At 65.8% G+C, this 15,421-nt stretch carries 16 protein-coding genes; 4 read left to right on the top strand and 12 right to left on the bottom strand.

Going from position 1 to position 15,421, the window contains the following annotated elements:
* Positions 1-34: 34 nt before the first annotated feature.
* The 12 genes from phaZ to gshB all read right to left on the bottom strand — a co-directional run bounded on the left by phaZ (position 35) and on the right by gshB (position 11,642).
* A complete protein-coding gene (gene phaZ / locus AC1MHZ_RS01215; RefSeq protein WP_084853997.1) occupies positions 35-880 on the bottom strand; it encodes a poly(3-hydroxyalkanoate) depolymerase in 846 nt (281 codons plus the stop codon).
* Between the two features lie 63 nt (positions 881-943).
* On the bottom strand, positions 944-2,620 hold the full coding sequence (gene phaC / locus AC1MHZ_RS01210) for a class II poly(R)-hydroxyalkanoic acid synthase (RefSeq protein WP_084853999.1): 1,677 nt from the start codon (positions 2,618-2,620) through the stop codon (positions 944-946).
* Positions 2,621-2,970: 350 nt separating this feature from the next.
* Positions 2,971-3,348 (bottom strand): gamma-butyrobetaine hydroxylase family protein, encoded by a 378-nt coding sequence (locus AC1MHZ_RS01205; RefSeq protein WP_084854001.1) that lies wholly within the window; start codon positions 3,346-3,348, stop codon positions 2,971-2,973.
* 172 nt (positions 3,349-3,520) lie between these two features.
* The gene (gene hslU / locus AC1MHZ_RS01200; protein ID WP_084854003.1) at positions 3,521-4,864 is read right to left on the bottom strand and encodes an ATP-dependent protease ATPase subunit HslU; all 1,344 of its coding nucleotides are present in this window, start codon (positions 4,862-4,864) and stop codon (positions 3,521-3,523) included.
* 74 nt (positions 4,865-4,938) lie between these two features.
* Positions 4,939-5,469, bottom strand: coding sequence for an ATP-dependent protease subunit HslV (gene hslV, locus AC1MHZ_RS01195; RefSeq protein ID WP_084854004.1), 531 nt, complete (start codon positions 5,467-5,469; stop codon positions 4,939-4,941).
* A gap of 247 nt (positions 5,470-5,716) precedes the next feature.
* Positions 5,717-6,988 carry a dihydroorotase gene (locus tag AC1MHZ_RS01190; protein ID WP_084854006.1) on the bottom strand — a complete coding sequence of 424 codons (1,272 nt, stop codon included), beginning with the start codon at positions 6,986-6,988 and terminating at the stop codon, positions 5,717-5,719.
* Positions 6,985-7,989: an aspartate carbamoyltransferase catalytic subunit gene (locus tag AC1MHZ_RS01185; RefSeq protein WP_224457169.1), complete on the bottom strand. Its 1,005-nt coding sequence runs from the start codon at positions 7,987-7,989 to the stop codon at positions 6,985-6,987. Before AC1MHZ_RS01185 ends, AC1MHZ_RS01190 begins: the two co-directional genes overlap by 4 nt.
* Before the next feature lie 12 nt (positions 7,990-8,001).
* Positions 8,002-8,520, bottom strand: a complete 519-nt coding sequence (pyrR, locus tag AC1MHZ_RS01180) for a bifunctional pyr operon transcriptional regulator/uracil phosphoribosyltransferase PyrR (protein ID WP_084854009.1) — start codon at positions 8,518-8,520, stop codon at positions 8,002-8,004.
* Between the two features lie 49 nt (positions 8,521-8,569).
* Entirely contained in the window at positions 8,570-8,995 is a 426-nt protein-coding gene (gene ruvX / locus AC1MHZ_RS01175) for a Holliday junction resolvase RuvX (protein WP_084854011.1), read from the bottom strand.
* On the bottom strand, positions 8,995-9,564 hold the full coding sequence (locus tag AC1MHZ_RS01170; RefSeq protein ID WP_084854298.1) for a YqgE/AlgH family protein: 570 nt from the start codon (positions 9,562-9,564) through the stop codon (positions 8,995-8,997). Before AC1MHZ_RS01170 ends, ruvX begins: the two co-directional genes overlap by 1 nt.
* Positions 9,565-9,700: 136 nt before the next feature.
* Positions 9,701-10,597, bottom strand: coding sequence for an energy transducer TonB (locus tag AC1MHZ_RS01165; protein WP_084854012.1), 897 nt, complete (start codon positions 10,595-10,597; stop codon positions 9,701-9,703).
* A gap of 91 nt (positions 10,598-10,688) precedes the next feature.
* Positions 10,689-11,642: a glutathione synthase gene (gshB, locus tag AC1MHZ_RS01160; RefSeq protein ID WP_084854014.1), complete on the bottom strand. Its 954-nt coding sequence runs from the start codon at positions 11,640-11,642 to the stop codon at positions 10,689-10,691.
* Positions 11,643-11,978: 336 nt separating this feature from the next.
* Between gshB and AC1MHZ_RS01155 the strand changes: the two genes are divergently transcribed.
* Genes AC1MHZ_RS01155 through AC1MHZ_RS01140 form a run of 4 tightly spaced genes read left to right on the top strand, consistent with a single transcriptional unit; the run spans position 11,979 to position 15,418 of the window.
* The gene (locus AC1MHZ_RS01155) at positions 11,979-12,380 is read left to right on the top strand and encodes a response regulator (protein WP_482965939.1); all 402 of its coding nucleotides are present in this window, start codon (positions 11,979-11,981) and stop codon (positions 12,378-12,380) included.
* A 46-nt stretch (positions 12,381-12,426) separates the two neighbouring features.
* Positions 12,427-12,792, top strand: a complete 366-nt coding sequence (gene pilH / locus AC1MHZ_RS01150) for a twitching motility response regulator PilH (protein ID WP_084854018.1) — start codon at positions 12,427-12,429, stop codon at positions 12,790-12,792.
* Complete coding sequence (locus tag AC1MHZ_RS01145) at positions 12,789-13,343, top strand: chemotaxis protein CheW (RefSeq protein ID WP_084854019.1); 555 nt, start codon at positions 12,789-12,791, stop codon at positions 13,341-13,343. Before pilH ends, AC1MHZ_RS01145 begins: the two co-directional genes overlap by 4 nt.
* A gap of 50 nt (positions 13,344-13,393) precedes the next feature.
* Positions 13,394-15,418 carry a methyl-accepting chemotaxis protein gene (locus tag AC1MHZ_RS01140; protein ID WP_253249299.1) on the top strand — a complete coding sequence of 675 codons (2,025 nt, stop codon included), beginning with the start codon at positions 13,394-13,396 and terminating at the stop codon, positions 15,416-15,418.
* Positions 15,419-15,421 lie beyond the last annotated feature (3 nt).

Below are 15,421 nucleotides of genomic sequence, written 5' to 3'. Positions count from 1 at the left end.
TCAGCGATCATCCGGGTTCGTGTGTCATGGGTTGTCAGCCTTCGGGGCGAGGGTGCATCACCGCGCGTTGGCGTTCCTGCTGGAGGAATTTCATGATGATCGGCGCGACCGCCTCGGCCCGGGTGATCAGGAACAGGTGCCCGTCGTCGATAATATGTAGCTGGGCATTGGGAATTCGCCAGGCCAGCAGGCGCATGTTGACCAGCGGGATCAGCGGGTCGTCGTCGCCGGCCAGTACCAGGGTCGGTTGGTGGAGCTTGTGCAGCCAGTGGATGCTGGTCCAGCCCAGGCCTGCAAACAGTTGCCAGTAGTAGCCGGTCTTGCCGCTGGAGCGCACCTTGGCCGCGTGATGCAGGGCCAGGTCCGGATCGCGACGGAAACCGCCACCGTAGACCTGCGCCGCGATGCGCAGCACGTGAGAGGGCTGTACATAGCGTCGGGGGCTGGCCATCGCCCACAGCACCTTGGGCTTGCCGGGCACCATGAAGGCACCGGCGGCGGTGGCGGCAAGGATCAGCTTCTTGCAGCGCTCGGGGTAGTCATGGGCGAATTGCTGGGCCAGGCCCCCGCCCCAGGAAACCCCGATGACATTGACCTGGCCGTAGTCCAGGTAGTCGAGCATGCGTGCGGTGAGCTTGGCCAGGCCGGAGAAACGATACGGACGGCTGGGCGTGGAAGAGCCCCCGACACCGGGCACATCGAAGGCGATGACTTCGATGTCCGGGTCCAGCGCCTCGATGAGCGGGAAGATCAGCTCCATGTTGGCGCCGATGCCGTTGAAGATCAGCAGCGGCGTCAGCTCTGGCTTGCCTGGGCGGACCGCGGTGCGGATGGACTGGTTGTCCAACTCGACGGTCCTGAAGATGTACGGTTGCGCCATGCACGAAACTCTAGGTGGATAAGTCGCTCTGTCATCGTATCAAATGGCCATGATTGCGGTGGCCTATCGTTCGTGCACATAAGTGCCCGGTGCTGACTCGCCAGCGCTATAGGTGCGATTACCCAGGCGTGCGGGGGCTTTCTTCAGGTCGCCCGCGCGCTCGCCCAGCCAGGCTTGCCAGTGCAGCCACCAGGAGTCAGCATGCTTGACCGCGTTGTCCTGCCAGGCCACCGGGTCGTCCGGGCGGTCCTCGCCGGTCATGAAGCGTGCCTTGGGGTTGCCGGGCGGGTTGAGGATGCTCTGGATATGCCCGCTGTTGGACAGCACGAACTCGATCTTGCCGCCGAACAGGTGGGCCGAGCGATAGCAGGATTGCCACGGCGTGATGTGGTCGGCGGTGCCGGCGACGCTGTAGATATCGCACTGGACCTTCTTCAGGTCGATTGACGTGCCGCACACTTCCAGGGCATCGGCGCGGGTCAGGGGGTTGTTCTTGAACATCTCGATCAGGTCGCCGTGGAAAGCGGCCGGCAGGCGCGTGGTGTCGTTGTTCCAGAAGAGGATGTCGAACACCGGCGGCTCGTTGCCGAGCAGGTAGTTGTTGACCCAGTAGTTCCAGATCAGGTCGTTGGGGCGCATCCAGGCGAACACCTTGGCCATGTCGCTGCCCTCGAGCACACCGGCCTGATAGGAGTGGCGCTTGGCGGCCTCGAGGGTCTGTTCGTCGACGAACAGCGCGACCTGGTTGTCCAGGGTGGTATCGAGCACGCTGACCAGCAGGGTCAGGGCATTGACCTTGTTCTCGCCCAATGCGGCGTAATGGCCGACCAGGGCGGTGCAGGTGATGCCTCCGGAGCAGGCGCCCAGCATGTTCAGGTCCGTGCTGCCGGTGATCGCCAGCACGGCGTCCACCGCTTCCTTGAGCGCGTCGATATAGGTCGACAGGCCCCATTCGCGCTGGGCCTTGGTCGGGTTGCGCCAACTGATGATGAAGGTCTGCTGGCTGGAGCGCAGGCAGAAGCGTGCCAGGCTCTTCTCCGGGCTGAGGTCGAAGACGTAGAACTTGTTGATCTGCGGCGGCACGATCAGCAGCGGGCGGGCATGCACCTGCTCGGTGATGGGGCTGTACTGGATCAATTCCAGCACATCGTTGCGATACACCACCACCCCTTCGCTGGTGGCCAGGTTCTTGCCCACCTCGAAGGCATCCATGTTCACCTGGCTCGGCATGCCGCCGTTGTTGACCATGTCCTTGGCCAGGTTGGACAGGCCGTCGAGCAGGCTCTTGCCGCCGGTTTCGAAGAAGCGCTTGACCGCTGCCGGGTTGGCCAGGGTATTGGTGGGCGCCATCGCCTCGGTCATCAGGTTGATGACGAACTGCCCGCGGCTGACGTCCTGGGGCGACAGGTCGCTGTTGCCGATCCACTCCTGCAGCTCCTTGCGCCAGGCCAGGTAGGTCTGCAGGTAGCGGCGGTACAGCGGGTTGTGGCTCCAGGCGGGGTCGCTGAAGCGGCGGTCGTCGCTGCCGGGCTGCAGGTTGGACTTGCCCAGCAGCACGTTCTTGAGCTCCAGGCCGAAATGCGCCACGTGCTTGGCGCTGTGCAATGGCTGGCGAACCGCCTGGCGCAATACGGTGCGCGCCGAACTCAGCAGGTCCTTGCGGCGAATGCCGATGACCGGGTTCAGGCCCAGGGTGTTTGCCGAGGCCTGCCGCTGCAACTCATCGTTGTTCTTACTCATCTACGACGCTCCGTTGTCCTGAGACGAGTACCGGTTGGCTGTGGCGGGTACACAGACGACTGCCCGGTACTGCTGCTCGGGTGACCAAGTGATAAGAAACAGCGGTTGCGGACCGTATGTGTGTGGCGACGAGCGGCGGGTTTTCCTGCGGTTGAAGACAGCCTGCTTTCGCTCGCGACCTCTACATGCCGGCCCGGCCCTGATCGCGCGATGAACGATGCAGGGAACTTGCCAGCTCCATTGGTTACCCGACTTTCATGTAATGCGCAAGACAGCCTGTGATTGGCAGGTGCAGGGGCATTCAAGCAGATGACTTTAGAAAATGCGCTCTAAAACCTGCAGGCCTCGCGCTAGAGCATCAGCTTGACCACGGCCTCCGACGGGTCGCGGGACTTGCCGGCCTTGTGCAGGTCATCGAGATACTCGGCCCACAGTGCCTCTTGGCGCAGGCACAGCTGCTCGAGGTATTCCCAGGTGAACAGGCCGCTGTCATGGCCGTCGTCGAAGGTCAGTTTCAGTGCGTACTGGCCGGCAGGCTCGAGGCCGACGAGGCCGACGTTGATCTTGCCGAATTGCAGGATAGGGTTGCCGTGGCCCTGGACTTCGGCGGAAGGGGAGTGCACCCGCAGGAACTCGGCGGGCAGATGGTAGACCTCGTTCGGCCCGTAGGTGAGGGTGAGGGTCTTGGAGGCTTTGTGCAGGTTGATGGCGGTGGGGAGGCGGGCCATGGGCTGGTTCTCTTGTGAGCTGATGCTGCAAGCTTCGGAAGAATCCGGCCAATGTGCAAGGGGGCTGCTGCGCAGCCCTTTCGCGGCACAAGGCCGCTCCTACAGCAATGCGTGTGCCCAGGTAGGAGCGGCCTTGCGCCGCGAAAGGGCCGCGCAGCGGCCCCGTGCGGGCTTACAGGATGTAGCGCGACAGGTCTTCGTTCTGCGCCAGTTCGCCCAGGTGGCTGTTCACGTACGCGGCGTCGATCTTGATCGGCGCTTCGTCGTGGGCACTGGCCAGGTCGCCGGCACTGAACGATACCTCTTCGAGCAGGCGCTCGAGCAGGGTGTGCAGGCGACGGGCACCGATGTTCTCGGTCTTCTCGTTGACCTGGTAGGCGATCTCGGCCAGGCGCTTGATGCCCTCGGCGGCGAATTCGATGTTCAGGCCTTCGGTCTTGAGCAGCTCACGGTACTGTTCGGTCAGCGAAGCATGCGGCTCCTGCAGGATGCGCTCGAAGTCTTCCGGGGTCAGGGCCTTGAGCTCGACGCGGATCGGCAGGCGGCCCTGCAGCTCGGGCACCAGGTCGCTCGGCTTGCTCAGGTGGAACGCGCCGGAGGCGATGAACAGGATGTGGTCGGTCTTGACCATGCCCAGCTTGGTGTTGACAGTGCAACCCTCGATCAGCGGCAGCAGGTCGCGCTGCACGCCTTCACGGGACACATCGGCACCGCCGACGTTGCCGCGCTTGGCCACCTTGTCGATCTCGTCGATGAACACGATGCCGTGCTGCTCGACCGCTTCCAGGGCCTTGGCCTTGAGTTCTTCCTCGTTGACCAGGCGGCTGGCTTCCTCGTCGCGGACCATCTTCAGCGCTTCCTTGACCTTGAGCTTGCGCGCCTTGCGCTTGCCCTTGCCCATGTTGGCGAACAGGCTCTGCAGCTGGTTGGTCATCTCTTCCATGCCGGGCGGCGCGGCGATCTCGACGCCCATGGACTCGGCCACTTCGATCTCGATTTCCTTGTCGTCCAGCTGGCCTTCGCGCAGGCGCTTGCGGAACAGCTGGCGGGTGTTGGAGTCGGTGCTCGATTGCGACGCTTCCTCAGAGAAGCTGCTGACCCGGGCCTGGGGCAGCAGGGCGTCGAGGATACGATCTTCGGCGGCGTCTTCGGCGCGGTGGCGCACGCGGATGATTTCCTGCTCGCGCAGCATCTTCAGTGCAGCATCGGCCAGGTCGCGGATGATCGACTCGACATCACGGCCGACATAGCCGACTTCGGTGAACTTGGTCGCTTCGACCTTGATGAACGGCGCGTTGGCCAGCTTGGCCAGGCGGCGGGCGATTTCGGTCTTGCCCACGCCGGTGGGGCCGATCATCAGGATGTTCTTGGGCGTGACTTCGGCGCGTAGCTCGGCCGGCAGTTGCATGCGCCGCCAGCGGTTGCGCAGGGCAATGGCCACGGCGCGCTTGGCGTCGTCCTGGCCGATGATGTGGCGGTTGAGTTCGTGGACGATCTCGCGGGGGGTCATGGACATGATGAAAATGGTCCTCGGGCGGAATGAATCAGCGTGGAAAAGCCCCGCTCACGGCGGGACGCCAGAACAACTGATTATTCGGCCAGGTCCTGCTCCTCGATGGTCAGGTTGTGGTTGGTGAACACGCAGATATCGCCGGCGATGTTCAGGGCGGTCTCGGCGATTTCGCGGGCCGAGAGGTCGGTCTTGTTCAGCAGGGCACGGGCCGCGGCCTGGGCGTAGGCGCCGCCGGAGCCCATGGCGATCAGCCCGTCTTCGGGCTCGACCACGTCACCGTTGCCGGTAATGATCAGCGAGGCGTCCTTGTTGGCCACGGCGAGCATGGCTTCCAGGCGGCTCAGGGAACGGTCGGTACGCCATTCCTTGGCCAGCTCTACGGCGGCGCGGACCAGGTGGCCCTGGTGTTTTTCCAGCTGGCCTTCGAAGCGCTCGAAGAGGGTGAAGGCGTCGGCAGTGGCACCGGCGAAGCCGGCAATGACCTGACCGTGGTACAAGCGGCGGACTTTCTTCGCATTGCCTTTCATCACGGTGTTGCCGAGGGAAACCTGGCCGTCGCCGCCCATGACGACTTTGCCGTGGCGGCGGACTGAAACGATGGTAGTCAAGGGGAGAGTCTCCACGCAGCGGGGCGAAAATGCCTGTTGCAGACTCATATGGGGGTGGGGGGAAGGATTTCAACCGTGGGGGATGAACGGTTGCGATGGATTTCAGGTGATGCACCACCTGTGTAGGAGCGGCCTCGTGCCGCGAAAGGGCTGCGTAGCAGCCCCGGGATCTTTGCCTGATGCATGCATTGCCGGGGCCGCCTTACGGCCCTTTCGCGGCACAAGGCCGCTCCTACAAAGTCGCCGCTCAGGCCTCGTGGCAAACGTGCCCGTCGACCAAGGTATAACGCACCGCGCCTGGCAGGCAATGGCCAATGAACGGGCAGTTCTCGCCACGCGAATACCATTGCTCGCCAGCGACCGTGGAGGCCTGTGGGTCGAACAGCACCAGGTCCGCCGCCGCACCGACCTTCAGCTCGCCCGCCGGCAGGCGCATGGCCTTGGCCGGGCCGCAGGTCAGGCGGGCCAGCAGGGTCGGCAGGTCGAGCAGGCCGTCCTGCACCAGGGTCATGGCCAGCGGCAGCAGCAGCTCGACGCTGCTGATGCCAGGCTCGGTGGCGCCGAACGGGGCCAGTTTGGCGTCGCGCTCATGGGGCTGGTGATGGCTGGAGATCGCCTGGATCACCCCGGCCTTCACCGCTTCGCGCAGGCCATCGCGGTCGGCGGCGGTGCGCAGCGGAGGCTGTACGTGGTAGAGGCTGGAGAAGTCGCGCAGGGCTTCGTCCGTGAGGATCAGCTGGTACAGCGCCACGTCGGCGGTGACCGGTAGGCCCAGCTGCTGGGCCTGGGCGATCAGCCGCGCGCCACGGGCGCTGGTGATCTGAGTGAAGTGGGCACGTACGCCGGTCTGTTCGACCAGCAGCAGGTTGCGCGCCAGTGCCACGGTTTCCGCGGTTTCCGGGATGCCCGCCAGGCCGAGGAAACTGGCCATGGCACCTTCATGGGCCAGGCCGCCTTGGGCCAGGTCGCCGTCCTGGGAGTGGAACACCACCGTCAGGTCGAAGGTGGCGGCGTATTCCAGGGCGCGGACCAGGGTGCGGTTGTTGGGAATGTCCTTCAGGCCATTGCCGAACGCAACGCAGCCGGTGTCACGCAGGGCGACCAGCTCGGCCAGTTGCTCGCCTTCCAGGCCCTTGGTCAGCGCACCGACCGGGTAGACCTTGCTGTTGCCGGCTTCGCGGGCGCGATCGAGGATCAGCTCGGCCACGGCCGAGGTGTCGAGAATCGGTCGGGTCTGGGGTGGGCAGCACAGGCTGGTGACACCGCCGGCCACTGCGGCGCGGGTCTCGCTGGCGATGGTGCCCTTGCGGCTGTAGCCCGGCTCGCGCAGGGCGACGTCGAGGTCCACCAGACCGGGTGCTGCGACCAGGCCGTCGGCCTGCAGGGTGCGGCTGGCGCTGAAGCCTGCCGGTGCGGCGCCGATGGCGACGATGCGACCGCCGTCCAGGTGCAGGTCGGTGATTTGGTCCAGGCCGCTGCTGGGGTCGATGACCCGGGCGCCAAGAATACTGATGCTCACAGGGCGTTCTCCTGGTCGAGTTGACGTTGCGCGGCCTGGCCGCTCATGGCCATGGACAGCACCGCCATGCGCACGGCGATGCCGTAGGTGACCTGGTTGAGAATCACCGAATGGGCGCCGTCGGCCACTGCCGACTCGATCTCCACGCCGCGGTTGATCGGCCCCGGGTGCATGACGATGGCGTCGGGCTTGGCCCCGGCCAGGCGTGCGGTGGTCAGGCCGAACAGGCGGTAGAATTCGCCTTCGCTGGGCAGCAGGCCGCCGGCCATGCGCTCACGTTGCAGGCGCAGCATGATCACCACGTCGACGTCCTTCAGGCCTTGGGCCAGGTCGGTATAGACCTTCACGCCATACTGCTCGATACCCACGGGAATCAAGGTCTTCGGGCCGACCACGCGGATATCCGGGCAGCCCAGCGCCTTGAGCGCGAGCATGTCGGAGCGGGCCACGCGCGAGTGCAGGATGTCACCGACGATGGCCACCGAGAGGTTCTCGAAGCTGCCCTTGTGGCGACGGATGGTCAGCATGTCGAGCATGCCCTGGGTCGGGTGCGCATGGCGGCCGTCGCCGCCGTTGATCACCGCCACGTCCGGGCAGACGTGCTCGGCGATGAAGTGCGCGGCGCCGGAGTCGGAATGGCGCACGACGAACATGTCGGCGGCCATGGCCTCCAGGTTGCGCAGGGTGTCGAACAGGGTCTCGCCCTTGCTGGTCGAGGAGGTCGACACGTTCAGGCTGATCACATCGGCCGACAGGCGCTGGGCGGCCAGTTCGAAGGTGGTGCGGGTGCGGGTCGAGTTCTCGAAGAACACGTTGCACACGGTCTTGCCGCGCAGCAACGGGACTTTTTTCACGGCCCGGGCACCGACTTCCAGGAAGGAGTCGGCGGTGTCGAGGATCTCGGTCAGCAGTTCGCGGGGCAAACCGTCGAGCGAGAGAAAGTGGCGCAGCTGGCCCTGGTCATTGAGCTGCAGCGGGCGCTTGGCGTCGAATGGCGTCATCGCGGGGGACTCTTAAAGGGCGGAAGCGGTGGCGAGGTCCTGGCGCTCGAGGGCGAGCGGTGCGGGTCCGGTCAATTTTACCCGTTCAGTGGGCGCCAGTTGCAAGGTGGCACCGAGCACGTTGGGGCGGATCGGCAGTTCGCCGGCGTCGAGGTCCAGCAGGCAGACCAGGGTGACGCTGGCCGGGCGGCCATAGTCGAACAGTTCGTTGAGTGCGGCGCGGATGGTGCGCCCGCTCATCAGCACGTCGTCCACCAGTACCAGGTGCTGGCCTTCGACCTCGAAGGGCAGTTCCGAAGGGCGCACCTGCGGATGCAGGCCGTTCTGGCTGAAGTCGTCGCGGTAGAAGGAGACGTCCAGGGTGCCCAGTGCGCTGCTGTCGCCCAGCGCCTGCTGCAAGGCCTGGGCTACCCACACACCGCCGGTGCGGATGCCGATGAAGCGTGGCTCGGTGATGGCACGGCGGGCCAGGTGGGCGCGAAGGTCGACGGCCATCTGCCGGATCAGGTCGGCGGGGTTGGGTAGGCTCATTGCGTGCTCCTCGGGAGGGGGCGCCGGGTGGGCCGGCGGCAAAGCGGATTTAAGTGTTGGCCTCCAGCCAGCCTTGCAGGAGCAGGGCGGCGGCGATGGCATCGACCGGGTTGTCGCGGTAGCTGCCGTGGCGCATGCCGCGGGCCATCTGCTCGCCCTTGGCTTCGAAGGTGGTCAGGCGTTCGTCGTGGGTGTGCACGGGCAGGTTATAGCGGCCATGCAGGCGCCGGGCGAACTTCTCGGCGCGCTCGCTCATCTCGCTGGGCGTACCGTCCATGTTCAGTGGCAGGCCGACGACGATGGCATCGGGCTTCCATTCCTTGATGAGTCTTTCCACCTGGGCCCAGTCCGGCACGCCGTTCTGGGCCTTGAGCGTGCACAGCTCGCGGGCCTGGCCGGTAATCACCTGGCCGACGGCCACACCGATCTGTTTGCTGCCGTAGTCGAAGCCCAGCAGCAGGCGCAATTCGGCCATCAGGCGTGGCCCGCCTGGCTGGTCAGCAGGCTGAGGTTGATGCCCAGGCTCGCGGCGGCTGCCTCCAGGCGTTGGTCGCTGGCCAGGCCGAAGATGATCTCGGGGTCGAACGGGCAGTTGAGCCAGGCGTTGTCGGCAAGCTCGGCTTCCAGCTGGCCTGCCTCCCAGCCGGCGTAGCCCAGGGTGATCAGGCTCTGTTTCGGCCCTACGCCATCGGCGATGGCGAACAGCACGTCCTGGGAGGTGGAAAGCGACAGGCCCTGCAGCTCGACGGTAGCCTGGTAGCTGCATTCGCTTGTGTGCAATACGAAACCGCGATCGGTCTGCACCGGGCCACCCTGGTAGATCGGCACCTGCAGGGTACTGGCCGGCGGCTCTTCGTCCGGGCGCAGCTGCTCCAGGATGTCCGCCAGGTTCAGCTCCTGAGGCCGATTGACCACCAGGCCCATGGCGCCATTGGCGTTGTGCTCGACGATATAGGTGAGAGTCTGGGCAAAGTTCGGGTCGGCCATGTGCGGCATGGCGATGAGGAACTGGTGCTTGAGGTAGCTCGGGCTGAGGGTTTTCATGGGTGATAGTGTGGCGTCAGGTGGCGAGGCTGACAAGGTGCCAGTGTGTTGCTGGGCGTTGTGCAGGTCGGTGGTTTCGGGGCGCCTGATGACGCGTGCGCCACCGCACATTCAAGCCCTACGGATCAACCATCATTCAATTACTGGACAGGCGGTCACCGCGGGCAAAGCGCCAGGTGCGGATGATCTCCAGCCGGTCGAACTCGGCCAGGTCGCCGGTGAACGGTGCGAACGGTGCCGACAGGCGGACGATGCGCTGGGCTGCCTGGTCGAGCACCGGCTGGCCGGAGGACTCCAGCACCAGCACCTCGTACAGCGAACCGTCGCGGTTGATCGACACCATCATCCGCAGGCTGCCGTAGATCTGCTGGCGACGTGCCTGCTCGGGGTAGTTGAGGTTGCCGACCCGCTCGACCTTCTTGCGCCACTCTTCCTTGTACCAGGCGCCCTTGTCGCGCATGGTCGAAGCGGCGTTGAGGCGGTGGATGCGCGGGCGCTTGGCGTACAGCTGCTGTTCGTTGGAAAGCTCCGCCTCGAGGCTGGCGATCTGGCTGGACAATTGCGAGCTGTCGAAGTCCGGCACTGCCTGGGGCTTGGGCTGGGGCTTGCTTTCCTTGGGCTTGGGCTCGACCTTCTGCGGCTTGGGGGCCTTGGTGGCCACGGCGGACTTCTGCGGGGCCGGCGGGCTCTCCCGCTTGGCGGCCGGGGGCGGGGTGACCTTGTTGATCTTGCTGTCCTGGAACGGCGCGACCTCGGTGGTCTTGGGCACCGCCTTCTTCTCCAGGGTGCCGCTGCCCTGCTGGTTGTCCTGGGCCTGGAAGTCGGCCTTCTCGGGCGGTTTCTCGCTCTTGAAGGTCGCCAGGGTGATTTCCATGGTGCGGCGGATTTCGCTGGGCTTGGTGATGGTGAAGCTCACGCCCAGGATCAGCGCCAGGTGCACCAGGGCAGCCAGGAACAGGGTGAAGCCGAGCCGGTCCGCAGGGCGGACGCGGGGAGGCAGCAGGTCGGCGGGGATGTCGGCAGGCAGCGTCATCAGGTATCCAGCAACCGCAAAGCGGGGTGGCGGCTCAGTCGAAAAGGACTGGCATCATACCCCACTGCGCGAAATTGCTCCGCGTCGGCGGTCAGCGCGCCTTGAGCTGGCGATCAATGGCATCCATCAGTTGCCCGCCGATATCGGTGTTGTAGGCCGCGTCGATCTCGCGGATGCAGGTGGGGCTGGTGACGTTGATCTCGGTGAGGTAGTCGCCGATCACGTCCAGGCCGACGAACAGCAAGCCTTTTTCACGCAGGGTCGGGCCGACCTGGGCAGCGATCCAGCGGTCGCGCTCGGTCAACGGGCGGGCCTCGCCACGCCCCCCGGCGGCCAGGTTGCCGCGGGTTTCGCCGCTGGCCGGGATGCGTGCCAGGCAGTAGTCGACCGGCTCGCCGTCGATCATCAGGATGCGCTTGTCGCCGTCGACGATCTGCGGCAGGTACTCCTGGGCCATGATTTGCTGGGTGCCGTGCTGGGTCAGGGTCTCGAGGATCACCGACAGGTTCGGGTCGTCCTTGCGGTGGCGGAACACCGAGGCGCCGCCCATGCCGTCCAGCGGCTTGAGGATCACGTCGCCGCGGCTGTTGGCGAACTCGCGCAGGATGTCCACGCGGCGGCTGACCAGGGTCGGCGCCATGCACTGCGGAAACTGGGTGGCGAACAGCTTCTCGTTGCAGTCGCGCAGGCTCTGCGGCCGGTTGACCACCAGCACGCCCTCGCGCTCGGCCTGCTCCAGCAGGTAGGTGCTGTAGACGAACTCCATGTCGAAGGGCGGATCCTTGCGCATCAGGATCACGTCCAGGTCGGCCAGGGCACTGTCCTGCTCTTCGCCCAGCTCGAACCAGCGGGCCGGATCGGCGAACACCTTCAACGGGCGCATCTGCGCGCGGGCCTGGCCCGCACCCAGGTAGAGGTCGCGCTGCTCCATGTAGAACAGGGTCCAGCCACGGGCCTGGGCCGCCAGCAGCATGGCCAGCGAGCTGTCCTTCTTGTAGGAGATGGACGCGATGGGGTCCATGACAATCCCGAGGCGAACGCTCATGGGTAATTCCTCATTGGCGGCGATTGCCGCGATGGTTCGATGAAAAGTGGCTCAGGGTGGCGCCGGGAACGCCGATGGTCAAGGGGGCGGCGGATGGAATGCCCCTGCGGACTGTGCTAAAAATGCCAGGCATAGTGCTTGATGCCGTTCACAGGAGCCAAGCATGATGTCGCTTGGGACTGCTGCGCAGTCCATCGCGGGGCAAGCCCGCTCCCACAGGGTCTGTGCCGGGCTCGGGGCTCTGTTGTCGCAGGGCCGTGTAGGAGCGGGCCTGCCCCGCGATGGGGCGCGAAGCGGCCCCGGATGTCAGCCAGAGCCGCGATGGTAGCCCAACTTATGGAACAACCCCTGAAGGTGATGGTGATCGACGATTCCCGCACGATCCGCCGCACCGCCCAGATGTTGCTCGGCGAAGCAGGCTGCGAGGTGATCACCGCCAGCGACGGCTTCGATGCCCTGGCCAAGATCGTCGACCACAAGCCCCGGATCATCTTCGTCGATGTGCTGATGCCGCGCCTGGACGGCTACCAGACCTGCGCAGTGATCAAGCAGAACAGCGCCTTCAAGGACACCCCGGTCATCCTGCTGTCCTCACGCGACGGCCTGTTCGACAAGGCCCGTGGCCGGGTGGTCGGCTCCGACCAGTTCCTGACCAAACCGTTCAGCAAGGAAGAACTGCTCGAAGCGATCAGGGCCCATGTGCCCGGGTTCGCCGCGCAGGCCCAACACGCACCCTGACCCCGCCCGCCATGGCGGTGTCTTCTTTCCTTCATGGGGAAACAGCATGGCCCGAGTTTTGATCGTCGACGACTCGCCGACAGAGATGTACAAGCTGACCGCCTGGCTGGAGAAGCATGGCCACCAGGTGCTCAAGGCAGACAATGGCGCCGATGGCGTGGCCTTGGCCCGCCAGGAAAAGCCCGACGCGGTGTTGATGGACATCGTCATGCCCGGCATGAACGGTTTCCAGGCCACCCGGCAGTTGAGCAAGGATCCCGAGACCCGCGCCATTCCGGTGATCGTGGTGACCACCAAGGACCAGGAAACCGACCGGGTCTGGGCCACGCGCCAGGGCGCGCGGGACTTCCTGACCAAGCCGGTGGAGGAAGCGGCGCTGATCGACAAGCTCAAAGAGGTCATCGGGGCTTGACCACCCGTCCGCAGGGCGCGTCGCTGACCGCCTTCGAACTGCTGCTGGACATCGACCGGCGCTGTCGTCTGCTGGTGGCCGACCAACCGCCCCAGGACACGCGCCAGCAACAGTGGAGCGGTATCGGCTTTCGCGTTGCCCGGCAGTGGTTCGTGGCGCCCATGGGCGAGGTCGCCGAAGTATTGCATGAGCCGCGCAGCAGCCGGGTGCCTGGTGTCCAGCCCTGGGTCTGCGGGGTGGCCAACCTGCGTGGCCGGCTGTTGCCGGTCATGGACCTGAGCGCGTTCTTCGGCCTTGGCCCGGCATTGGCGGGCAAGCAGCGGCGGGTGCTGGTGCTGGACCATGAAGCGCTGTTCGCAGGCCTGTTGGTGGATGAAGTCCTGGGCCTGCAGCACTTCGCCCTGAGCAGCCTGGAGTTGTCCCCGCCGCAGCCGCTGCTGCGCGCTGCCGCGCCCTTCGTCCAGGGCCATTTCTCCCGTGAACGCAACTGGGCGATCTTCAGCCCGTTCGCCTTGGCCCAGGCGCCGGGCTTTCTCGACGTGGCGTTGTAGAGGACCCATCGACCGTGAACAAACCCGCCACACCCGTTGCCCCGGCTGTCGTGAGCCCGCGTCGGCGCAGCATCGCGCAGATCACCGTGCTGTTCCTGCTGCTGATCCTGTCGATCATCCTGCTGTTCGCCAACTTCGCCTACCTCAACACCCAGGCCAACTACGACAAGCAGTACATCGGCCATGCCGGCGAGTTGCGCGTGCTTTCCCAGCGCATCGCCAAGAACGCCACCGAGGCGGCGGCCGGCAAGGCGCTGGCCTTCAAGTTGCTGTCCGATGCGCGCAACGACTTCGAGCGGCGCTGGCGCTACCTGCGCGAGGGTGATCAGGCCACTGGGCTGCCGCCGGCGCCCATGGCCGTGCGCGACGAAATGGACGCCGTGCGCCAGGACTGGGAAAACCTGCGCAAGAACACCGACACGATCCTTGCCAGCGAGCAGACCGTGCTGTCACTGCACCAGGTGGCAGCGACCCTGGCCGAGACCGTGCCGCAGTTGCAGGTCGAGTATGAAAAGGTCGTGGAGATCCTCCTGCAGAGCGGGGCGCCGGCCAGCCAGGTGGCTGTGGCCCAGCGCCAGCTGCTGCTGGCCGAGCGCATCCTCGGCTCGGTCAACACGGTGCTGGCGGGCGACGACACCTCGGCCCAGGCGGCGGACGCCTTCGGGCGCGATGCCAGCCGTTTCGGCCAGGTGCTCGAGGGCATGCTCGGCGGCAACCCAGCGATCCAGGTGACCAAGGTCGAGGACGCCGACGCCCGCGCGCGGCTGGCCGAAATCGCCGAGCTGTTCCAGTTCGTCGCAGGCTCCGTGGACGAAATCCTCGAGACCTCGCCGGAGCTGCTGCGTGTGCGCGAGGCGGCCGGCAACATCTTCAGCCTGTCGCAGACCCTGCTCGACGAAGCCTCGCACCTGGCCAACGGTTTCGAGAACCTGGCCAGTGGTCGCACCCTGGCCACCATCGGCGGCTACCTGTTGGGGCTGGTGGCCCTGGCCTCGATCATCCTCATCGGCCTGGTGATGGTACGCGCCACCCACCGCCAGCTGCGCGAGACCGCCGAGAAGAACGAACGCAACCAACAGGCGATCATGCGCCTGCTCGACGAGATCGAAGAGCTGGCCGACGGCGACCTGACCGTCACCGTGTCGGTCACCGAGGACTTCACCGGGGCCATCGCCGACTCGATCAACTATTCGGTCGACCAGTTGCGCGACCTGGTGGCGACCATCAACCACAGTGCCGAGCAGGTCGCCGCGGCCGTGCAGGACACCCAGAACACCGCCCGCCAGTTGGCCAAGGCCTCCGAGCACCAGGCCGAACAGATCAGCGAGGCGTCCCTGGCGGTAGGTGACATGGTCGAGTCGATCGACCGGGTATCGGCCCACGCCTACGAATCGGCGAAGGTAGCCGAGCGCTCGGTGGCCATCGCCAACAAGGGCAACGAGGTGGTGCACAACACCATCCACGGCATGGACAACATCCGTGAGCAGATCCAGGACACCGCCAAGCGGATCAAGCGCCTGGGCGAGTCTTCCCAGGAGATCGGCGACATCGTCAGCCTGATCGACGACATCGCCGACCAGACCAACATCCTCGCCCTCAATGCGGCGATCCAGGCCTCCCTTGCCGGCGAGGCCGGGCGTGGTTTCGCCGTGGTCGCCGACGAGGTGCAGCGCCTGGCCGAGCGTTCGTCGTCGGCCACCCGGCAGATCGAGGCGCTAGTGCGCACCATCCAGGCCGATACCAACGAGGCGGTGATCTCCATGGAACAGACCACCGCCGAAGTGGTGCGAGGCGCGCGCCTGGCCCAGGACGCCGGCGTCGCCCTGGCCGAGATCGAGGGCGTGTCGCAGACGCTGGCCGACCTTATCCACAGCATCTCGGACGCCGCCCAACTGCAAACATCCTCGGCTGGGCAGATTTCCCACACCATGGCGGTGATCCAGCAGATCACCGCGCAGACCTCCGCCGGCTCCGGCGCCACCGCCGACAGCATCCGCCACCTGGCGCGCATGGCCAGCGAGATGCGCCGCTCGGTCTCCGGCTTCACCCTGCCGGCCCCCGCCGAACCACGTTGAGGA

The organism is Pseudomonas sp. FA-1, assembly GCF_056856075.1.
The sequence above is the reverse complement of the archived record's forward strand: the minus strand, read 5'-3'. Positions and strand labels throughout refer to the sequence as shown.